Origin of the sequence: Arthrobacter sp. RAF14, assembly GCF_052114185.1 — a bacterium.
In the GTDB taxonomy this organism is placed as follows: domain Bacteria; phylum Actinomycetota; class Actinomycetes; order Actinomycetales; family Micrococcaceae; genus Arthrobacter_E.
The window spans coordinates 1600465-1608958 of record NZ_JBFREG010000001.1 but is presented as its reverse complement, the minus strand read 5'-3'; the positions used below and the strand labels follow the sequence as shown (position 1 = coordinate 1608958).

General features: G+C 68.0%; 7 protein-coding genes. 5 read left to right on the top strand and 2 right to left on the bottom strand.

The window, feature by feature from the left end; genetic code table 11:
* On the top strand, positions 1-192 hold a 192-nt coding region (locus AB4Y75_RS07595), incomplete at its 5' end, for an HPr family phosphocarrier protein (protein WP_441435227.1).
* Between the two features lie 109 nt (positions 193-301).
* Here the strand turns inward: AB4Y75_RS07595 and AB4Y75_RS07590 are convergent.
* The gene (locus tag AB4Y75_RS07590) at positions 302-2314 is read right to left on the bottom strand and encodes a M3 family metallopeptidase (protein WP_441435226.1); all 2013 of its coding nucleotides are present in this window, start codon (positions 2312-2314) and stop codon (positions 302-304) included.
* 96 nt (positions 2315-2410) lie between these two features.
* On the opposite strand from AB4Y75_RS07590, the gene AB4Y75_RS07585 reads away from it, so the two are divergent.
* A complete protein-coding gene (locus AB4Y75_RS07585; RefSeq protein ID WP_441435225.1) occupies positions 2411-3481 on the top strand; it encodes an FAD-dependent monooxygenase in 1071 nt (356 codons plus the stop codon).
* Between the two features lie 97 nt (positions 3482-3578).
* Here the strand turns inward: AB4Y75_RS07585 and asnB are convergent, their stop codons facing one another.
* On the bottom strand, positions 3579-6257 hold the full coding sequence (gene asnB, locus AB4Y75_RS07580) for an asparagine synthase (glutamine-hydrolyzing) (RefSeq protein WP_441435224.1): 2679 nt from the start codon (positions 6255-6257) through the stop codon (positions 3579-3581).
* A 133-nt stretch (positions 6258-6390) separates the two neighbouring features.
* On the opposite strand from asnB, the gene pdxT reads away from it, so the two are divergent.
* From pdxT to ruvC, 3 genes are read left to right on the top strand one after another with little or no spacing between them, the layout of a single operon-like run.
* Positions 6391-7074, top strand: coding sequence for a pyridoxal 5'-phosphate synthase glutaminase subunit PdxT (gene pdxT, locus AB4Y75_RS07575; RefSeq protein ID WP_441435223.1), 684 nt, complete (start codon positions 6391-6393; stop codon positions 7072-7074).
* 2 nt (positions 7075-7076) lie between these two features.
* Positions 7077-7832: a YebC/PmpR family DNA-binding transcriptional regulator gene (locus AB4Y75_RS07570; RefSeq protein ID WP_441435222.1), complete on the top strand. Its 756-nt coding sequence runs from the start codon at positions 7077-7079 to the stop codon at positions 7830-7832.
* A gap of 28 nt (positions 7833-7860) precedes the next feature.
* Positions 7861-8439: a crossover junction endodeoxyribonuclease RuvC gene (gene ruvC, locus AB4Y75_RS07565; RefSeq protein ID WP_441435221.1), complete on the top strand. Its 579-nt coding sequence runs from the start codon at positions 7861-7863 to the stop codon at positions 8437-8439.
* Positions 8440-8494: the final 55 nt, after the last annotated feature.

The window sequence follows — 8494 nt, the reverse complement described above, 5'->3', positions numbered from 1 at the left end:
GACGTCGAGGTCACGATCGCCCTGGACGGCACCCCCGAAGACGAGGCCATGGACGCCTCGAGCATCCTGTCCCTGATGACCCTGGGCGCCGGCAACGGCGACACCGTGATCCTGCGCGCCGAAGGCCCCGGAGCAGACGAAGCCCTGGACAAGCTCGCCACCCTGGTCGAAACCGACCTCGACGCCGAGTAACACTCAGCCTGTCCCACTGCGGTCAGCCGACGTACGACGACGGCGGCCGGTCACCTTCCTGCGAAGGTGACCTGCCGCCGTCGTCGTACAGCCGTGCGGACCGTGCCCGTCAGGCGAGCCCGCGGCGGGTCAGCAGTGGGGCGACCTCGGCGTCGCGGCCGCGGAAGGCCCGGAAGCTTTCCAGCGGGTCGCGGCTGTTGCCCCGGCTCAGCAGCTCCTGCCGGAAGTGCTCGCCGTTGTCGCGGGTGAGTCCGCCGTTCTCCCGGAACCACTCGACGGTGTCCGCGTCCAGCACTTCACTCCAGATGTAGGAGTAGTAGCCCGCGGCGTACCAGCCACCGGCGAAGATGTGCTGGAAGTAGCCCGAGCGGTACCGGGGCGGCACCAGGTCCCACGCGAGCCCGGCCCGGTCCAGGGCGGCACGTTCGAACGTCTCCACGTCCTCCGGAACATCGCTCTGGCCGAAGGAGTGCCAGGCCAGGTCCAGCAGCGCGGCGCCCAGGTACTCGGTGGTGCCGAAGCCCTGTCCCCACAGCTGAGCAGCGTCGAGGCGTTCCACCACGGCGGGATCCAGAGGTTCGCCGGTCACGTGATGGCGGGCGTAGTTGGCGAGCACCTCGGGGTGGAAGATCCACATCTCGTTGACCTGGGAGGGGTACTCGACGAAGTCGCGGGGAACATTCGCCCCGGACAAGCCGGGGTACTTCACCTTCGACAGCAGACCATGGAGTGCGTGACCGAATTCGTGGAACACGGTCCGCAGCTCGTCCAGGGTCAGCAGTGCGGGCTCGCCCTCGGCGGGGCGCGCCACATTGAGGGTGTTGAAGACCACCGGGGACGTCCCGGCGAAGCTGGACTGCTCCACCAGCGAGTTCATCCACGCGCCGCCGCGTTTGGAAGGACGCGTGAAGTAGTCGCCCAGGAAAAGGCCCAGGGGAGTGCCGTCCTCCTCGAAGACCTCCCAGACCCGGACGTCCGGGTGGTAGGCCTTCAGATCGGGCCGCTCGGTGAACGTCAGCCCGAAGAGCTTGCCCGCCGCGTGGAAGATGCCGTTCTCGATGACGTTGTTCAGTTCGAAGTACGGCCGCAGTTCCTGCTCATCCACCTGGAACCGCTCGTTGCGGACACGGTCCGAGTGGAACTGCCAATCGGCGGCGTCGATGGGATGGCCGGCCGATGCCGCCAGAGCCTCCGCCTCACGCTCGGCGTTCGCCCGGGCGGCCGGCGCCATGCGGTGCAGCATCCGGAGCACGGGTTCGAGGCCGGGCGCGGTCTGGTCCTGCACCGACAGCTCGGCGTAGTTGGCGAAGCCCAGGAGCTCAGCCTTCTCGGCCCGCAGACGGGCCTGCTCCAGGATGTTCTCCCGCACGTCCAGATCGCCGGGCTGGATGCCTCGGGCGACGGAGTTGGCAAGAAGCTCGGCGCGGGTACCGGGGTCTTCCAGCACGGAGAGCGCGGGCTGGCTGCTCGGCTGGATCAGCGGCACCAGGAGCTTGCCGGGGTGCCCGGCCTCCTCGGCGGACTGGGCCGCGGAGCGGATCGCCTCGGCGTCGAAACCGCGCAGCGCCTCCTCGGAATCCACCACGAGAGCGCCGGCGTTCACGCTCTCCTTGGCCTTCTGGGAGAACTCCGTGCCGAGCGCGGACAGGCGGGCGTTGATCTCCCGGAGCCGTGCCTGCTGGGACTCTTCGAGCCCGATGCCCGCCAATCGGAACCTGCGGAGGTATTCGCGCAGCAGCTGGGCGTCCTCGCCCTCCAGCGCGTCGGCGTCCACCGTGTTGAACCGTTCGAACAGCGTGCGGTTGAGGTAGATGCCGTCTTCGTGCTCGGCGAGCAGGGGAGTGACCTCGGATTCCAGAGCATCCAGCTCCGGCGAACTGTCTGCGCCGGACACGGTGTGGAAGGCGCGGGCGGCACGGTCCAGGAGGGCGCCCGAGGATTCCATCGCCAGGACGGTGTTGGCGAAATCCGGTGTCTCGGCGTTTCCGGCGATGGCTTCGATCTCGGCTCGGTGTTCGCTCAGGCCTTGGAGGATCGCCTCGCGGTAGTCTTCGGTGGTGAGCTCGGCGAACGGCGTCAGACCGTAGGGAAGCGTGCTCGGCTGCAGGAGTGGATTGGTCATGAAACGACCATTTCACAAGCGTGGTGTGTGTCACAAGGTGGGCGCGCCGGGTCGGTGTCGCGAGACGCCGTCGGATCGGAGAGGGGAGAGGGTCTCATGCGCATCGCGATCATCGGCGCAGGCCTGGTGGGACTGGCCGCAGCGGCTGGGCTCTCCAGGCAGGGCGTGCAGGTGGAGGTCTTCGAACGATCCGGGCAGGAGCCGCCCACCGGCGCCGGGATCTCGCTCTTCCCCAACAGCCGTAGAGCCATGCATGCCCTCGGTCTCGGCGAGGGCTTCGACCGGCTGCCGCATGGGCCACTTCCCGGAATCCGCACCGCCATGCGGCGCCGCGACGGACGAATCCGATTCTCCGCACCGGCAGCCCGTGACCGCGGAGTCCGCATGTTCCACCGCAACGCGCTCCGGGAGTTCCTGCTCGACTCCTGCGCCGGGGTCACCTTCCACTGGGGCGTCACCGCTTCCGTGACCGACGACGGCGACCGCCTCCGCCGCGCGCAGCTCACCCTGGGCGACGGGACCACGAGTTCCTGGGACCTGGTGATCGCGGCGGACGGTCTGCGCAGCCGGACTCGATCCCGCCTGGGACTCGATCCCGGGCTGAGGTACGCCGGCTACACCGCCTGGCGGGGCGTGACCGCGGTGCCGATCGACACCGCGGGCACCGCGGGCGAGGACTGGGCCGGTGAGCAGCGCTTCGGCACCGTGCCCCTCGAGGACGGCAGGGTCTACTGGTTCGCGGTGTCGAGCCGCCCGGTGGGGGAGACCGCCGCCTCGCAGGGGCTTGCTTCCGAGAAGGACGCCGTGCGCCGGGAATTCTCCGGCTGGTACCCGACGGTGCGTCACCTCCTCGAGGCCACTCCCGATGACGCCGTGCTGCGCCATGACATCCACGACCTGGCCCGTCCGCTCAGGGTGTTCCACCGGGGCCGGGTGGCTCTGGCCGGGGACGCCGCCCATGCCATGACGCCGGACCTGGGCCAGGGTGCCGGAGCGGGGTTCGAGGATGCGGCCGCATTGAGCACCCTGATCGCCGGAGTGAGGCGGGACGGGGCGGACGTCATCGCCCTGCTGGAGCGTTACACCGCCCTGCGGGCCCGGAAGGCGGCGCGCGTCCTCCTGGCGTCGCGGCTCATGGGCAAGGTGGCCCAGCGCCGTCGTCGGTGACATTCAGCCGGTGGGACGGAACGGAAACCGGACCTGGACGTGAGGAGGCCCCCACCGGAACATCCGGTGGGGGCCTCCTCGCGCGACGGGGCCCGGGTCAGGCCTGCGTCACCACGAGCGACATGGGGGTCGCCTGGGCGCCCTGACCCTGCGGGTTGTCCTTGAACATCCCGGCGATCGTCTCGGTCGGAAGCGCGGTGTCGTGGCCCATGACCACGACGCCCAGATCGTTGGCGTCCATGATGGCCACGCCGCCGAAGTTCTCCACGGCCTCGGCCGGGAGGGTGGCGCGGATCTCGGCGCTGAGCGCGCGTGCCACGCCCTCGGGATCCTTCGGCGCGAGTTTCACGGAGTTGCTTGCCGCGCCCAGGCTGTACGGGGTCGCGCCATCGATGGCGTTGATGTTGTTGCCGACCACGTCGTAGAAGACGCCGCTCTTGCCCTGGAACTTGCCCACCACGGACGCTGCGGCGGCCTTGGCGATGAGCGGCAGGCCGACCTCGTTGATGGCGATCTGCATGGACCAGGGGCTGCCCAGGCCGATACCGGCGGGCGTCCGGGTGACGAACTTGCTCAGGACGCGGGCGGCGGGGGTCACCTTGATCTCCCAGACCGGGAAGGAGCGGCCCTGCGTGATGGCGACGATCTTCTCGCTCACCAGCAGGTACCACTTCCGGCCGTCGCGGCGGGCGCTCTCGATGGCGTCCCGGACCTCCGCCGGGGCGCCTTCCAGACCGTCGAAGAACCGGGCCGGGTACTGGGTCACGGCAGGAGCCAGCTCGGTGTCCTTGGCGAAGACCTCCGTCTGGAGCGGGAAGCGGAGGAACGTGGTGCCGGCCGACTCGATGCCGAGCTCCTTGCCCGGGTTCGGCTCGTAGTCGCTCTTGTTGAGCTTCACGTCCGCGGGGGTCTCGTCCTTGTCGATGAACTCGCGGAACCACAGCTCCACGTTCATCAGGCGCCAGAACACCATGGTGTCGGCGTCGTTCTTGTCGTTGAGGTACTCCTCGAACGCCGTCAGAACCGCTTCGCGGTTCCAGTAGGGGCGGTTGTAGAAGGAGTTGGACATGAAGATCTTGTAGATCCGCTCGTTCATGATGCGGAACCACTCCACCTCAGGGGTGGTGAAGCCGATCTTGTTGCGGCGGTTGCTGATCTTCTCCGGCAGCAGCCCGCGGGTGGCGTCCCGCAGGATGCGCTTGTTCCAGCCGCCCTTGATGATCGCCTCATCCGACAGGCTGAAGAGGAACTTCACCACTTCCTTGTCCAGGAAGGGCACGCGGCCTTCGAGGGAGAAGCGCATGGTGTTCTTGTCCTCATAGCGGAGCAGCGAGGGCAGCGACTTGTGGAAGAGATCGTCGATCAGACGGGCCTTCATGTTGTCCGGCACATTGCCGAACTTCTCGCCGCGGTAGCCGGAGGTGAAGTCCTTGTTCAGGAGCTGGCCCATGGTGACGCGCTTCTTCGCCGTGAGCTTCGACCTCAGCCGGAAGCGGCCCAGGCGGTAGAAGATGTCGAGCGACTGGCCGGCCTCTTTGAGGAGCGTGCGGTAGTCGCCGGCCTTCTGCAGCTGGCGCAGGTACGCGAAGTAGTACGGGATGTACCCGGCCATCATCTCGTCGGCGCCCTGTCCGTCCAGCAGCACGGTGACGTGCTTGCTGGCCTCCTTCATGACGCAGTACTGCGCGTAGGGGCCGGAGGAGATGATGGGCTCCTCCATGGTGCGGACGAAGTCCTCCAGGTCCGCCGCGAAGCCCTCGGCGGTCGGGAGGATCTTGTGGGCCTCGATGTTGCCGCTGCACTTGGCGATGGCGGCGTCCGCGTAGGCCTCCTCGTCATTGATCGAGTTGGGGAAGACCGCGCTGAAGGTGTTCTGCTTGGGGCCGATCGAGTCGACCGCGTCCGCGTGCTCCTGCATCAGCTTGTTGATGGTGACCACGACGGCGGAGGAGTCCAGGCCGCCGGAGAGGGCCGAGCCCACCGGGACCTCCGACTTCAGGCGCATCCGCACGGCCTCGGTGAAGCGCTGCCGGTACTCCTCGGTGACCTCCGGGGTGTACGGGCGGTTCTGACCGGAGAGCTCTTCCAGCTCCTGGCGCAGGCGGGTGAAGCTTTCGATGGTGAAGCGGCCCGTGGCGTTGTCGATGGTCATCATCTCGCCCGGGAGCAGCTTGTTGACCCCGGCGAAGAACGTCTCCGCGGTGTCGTCGTGGATCCGGTACTGGAGGTAGCGGTAGAGGATCCGCTCGTTCGGGGCCGCCTCGATGTGGCCGGTGGCCAGGATCGGGCGGATCTCGGAAGCGAAGAGGACCTTGGGCTCGTCCTCGGTGCCGGCGTTCGCCCAGTACACCGGCTTGATGCCGAAGTGGTCGCGGGCGAGCACGGTGACGTTGCGCTTCTTGTCCAGGATGGCGAAGCCGAACATGCCGTTGAAACGGTCGAAGGCGTCCGTGCCCCACTCCTCGTAGGACTGGAGGACCACCTCGGTGTCCGACTGGGTCCGGAAGGTCCGGCCCAGTGCCTCCAGCTCGGCGCGCAGTTCCAGGTAGTTGTACACCTCGCCGTTGTAGACGAGCACGGTGTCACCGTCGGCGCTGATCATCGGCTCCTGGCCGTGCGCGACGTCGATGATGGACAAACGGCGGTGCGCGAGTCCCACGTTCGCCTCGGTGAAGTACCCCTCACCATCGGGGCCACGGTGAACGATGCAGGCGCTCATGGCCTTGAGCATCTCCTCGTTCTCCCCAAAGCCGTGGTAACCGGCGATTCCGCACATACTGCGCACCTCTTCGATAGATAACAGGTCCTGACCAATGCTACTGGGTGGGCGGGCCGCGTCCGGGGAGCCCCCGGCCGTCGCGGACGTCACACGGCCCGGCCGGGAGGTCCCTGCTGATTACACTGTCACAGTGCGAATTCCTCCCTCCGACGCCCCTCTGGTGGGCGTCCTCGCCCTGCAGGGCGACTTCCGCGAACACCTGAAGGCCGTCCACGAGGTGGGCGCCCGAGCCGTTCCCGTGCGCCGCCCGGCCGAGCTGGCCGCCGTCGACGGTCTCGTGATCCCCGGCGGTGAATCGACCGCGATCGACAAGCTGTCCCGTGCCTTCGAGCTGGCGGACCCGATCCGGGAGCGGATCGCGGACGGCCTGCCCGTCTACGGCTCGTGCGCGGGGATGATCCTGCTCGCCGACCGGATCGAGGATCCGACCCTGGACCTGGAGGGCCGCCCGCAGCAGACCTTCGGCGGGATCGACATGACGGTCCGGCGGAACGCGTTCGGCCGTCAGCGGGAATCCTTCGAGGTGGATCTGGACTTCGCGGGGCTGGAGTTCTCGGCCGGGCCCGACGGCGGTGTGGCTCCCGTTCACGCGGTTTTCATCCGCGGACCCTGGGTGGAATCGATCGGCGACGACGTCGACGTGCTGGCCCAGCTGCATCCCGACGAGATGCCGTCTGCGGCGACGCTCGATTCACGGGCTAGAATTGTTGCGGTTCGCTCTGGCAACGCGCTGGCCACGTCCTTCCACCCCGAAGTGACGGGGGAGCTGCGTGTTCACGAACTGTTCATCCGGATGATCAAAGGAGAAGCGTAGGCATGTCGGGCCACTCCAAATGGGCTACCACCAAGCACAAGAAGGCCGTGATCGACGGCAGGCGTGCCAAGGCGTTTGCCAAGTTCATCAAGAACATCGAAGTCGCGTCGCGTATGGGCGGACCGGACCTCTCCGGCAACCCGGCGCTCGACCTGGCCGTCTCCAAGGCCAAGAAGAATTCCGTTCCGAACGACAACATCGACCGCGCCATCAAGCGCGGCGCCGGTCTGACCGGTGAGGTCGTCGACTACACCGAGATCATGTACGAAGCCCGCGGCCCTCAGGGTTCCGCGCTGCTGATCGAGTGCCTCACGGACAACAAGAACCGCGCGGCCTCCGAGGTGCGCCTGGCCATCACCCGTAACGGCGGCACCGTGGCCGACCCGGGTTCGGTGGCGTACCTCTTCACCCGCCGTGGCGTCGTCAGCCTGCCCAAGAACGGCCTGAGCGAGGACGACCTCCTCATGGCCGTCCTCGAGGCCGGCGCCGACGAGGTCAAGGACCAGGGCGAGAACTGGGAGATCCACTCCGAGCCCGGCGACCTGCAGGCCATCCGCGACGCGCTGACCGAAGCCGGCATCGAATACGAGACTGACGAGGCCGAATTCATCCCGTCCATGCAGGTGGATCTCGACCTGGACGGCGCCAAGAAGTTCCTCAAGCTCGTGGACGCGTTGGAAGAGCTGGACGACGTTCAGAACGTCTACACCAACGCCGATCTGAGCGAAGAGGTCCAGGCTCAGCTCGAGGCCGAGTAGTCATCGTCCTCCGAAAGGGGCTCCTGCCGTGAGCCTGCGCGTGCTCGGGGTGGACCCGGGTCTGACGCGCTGCGGCCTGGGGGTCGTGGACGTCGCCGGCGACCGTCGTGCCACCATGGTGGCCGTCGGCGTCGTCGGCACCTCCGCCGAGCAGCCGCTGGATCAGCGGCTGCTCGTGATCGCCAACGCGATCGACGAGTGGCTGGACCGCCACCGGCCGCAGGTCGTGGCGGTGGAGCGGGTGTTCGCCCAGCAGAACGTGAGCACCGTGATGGGCGTGGCGCAGGTCTCCGGCGTGGTGATCGCCGCCGCGGCGCGGCGGGGCATCCCGGTGGCCCTCCACACCCCGTCCGAGGTGAAGGCCGCCGTGACCGGCAGCGGACGCGCCGATAAGGAAGCCGTCACGCGCCTGGTCACCAAGATTCTCCGGCTCGAGGAGGCGCCGCGTCCCGCCGATGCGGCGGACGCCCTGGCGCTGGCCATCACGCACGCCTGGCGCGCCGGCAGCGGCGCCGCCGTGGCCACGTCCGCACCCGGTCACGCGTCGCTCACCCCGGCGCAGAAGGCCTGGGCGGAAGCGGAAGCCCGGGCGCGGCGCGGTCGCTGACGCGGGCTCCGTCTTGCTAGCCTATTCGTAGAAATGTTCGAATGGCAGAAACTTA

Excerpts from the sequence above, each read along its gene's own strand:
- AB4Y75_RS07590 (WP_441435226.1), bottom strand. The coding sequence starts at position 2,314 with ATGACCAATCCACTCCTGCAGCCGAGCACGCTTCCCTACGGTCTGACG.
- AB4Y75_RS07585 (WP_441435225.1), top strand. The coding sequence starts at position 2,411 with ATGCGCATCGCGATCATCGGCGCAGGCCTGGTGGGACTGGCCGCAGCG.
- asnB (WP_441435224.1), bottom strand. The coding sequence starts at position 6,257 with ATGTGCGGAATCGCCGGTTACCACGGCTTTGGGGAGAACGAGGAGATG.
- AB4Y75_RS07570 (WP_441435222.1), top strand. The coding sequence starts at position 7,077 with ATGTCGGGCCACTCCAAATGGGCTACCACCAAGCACAAGAAGGCCGTG.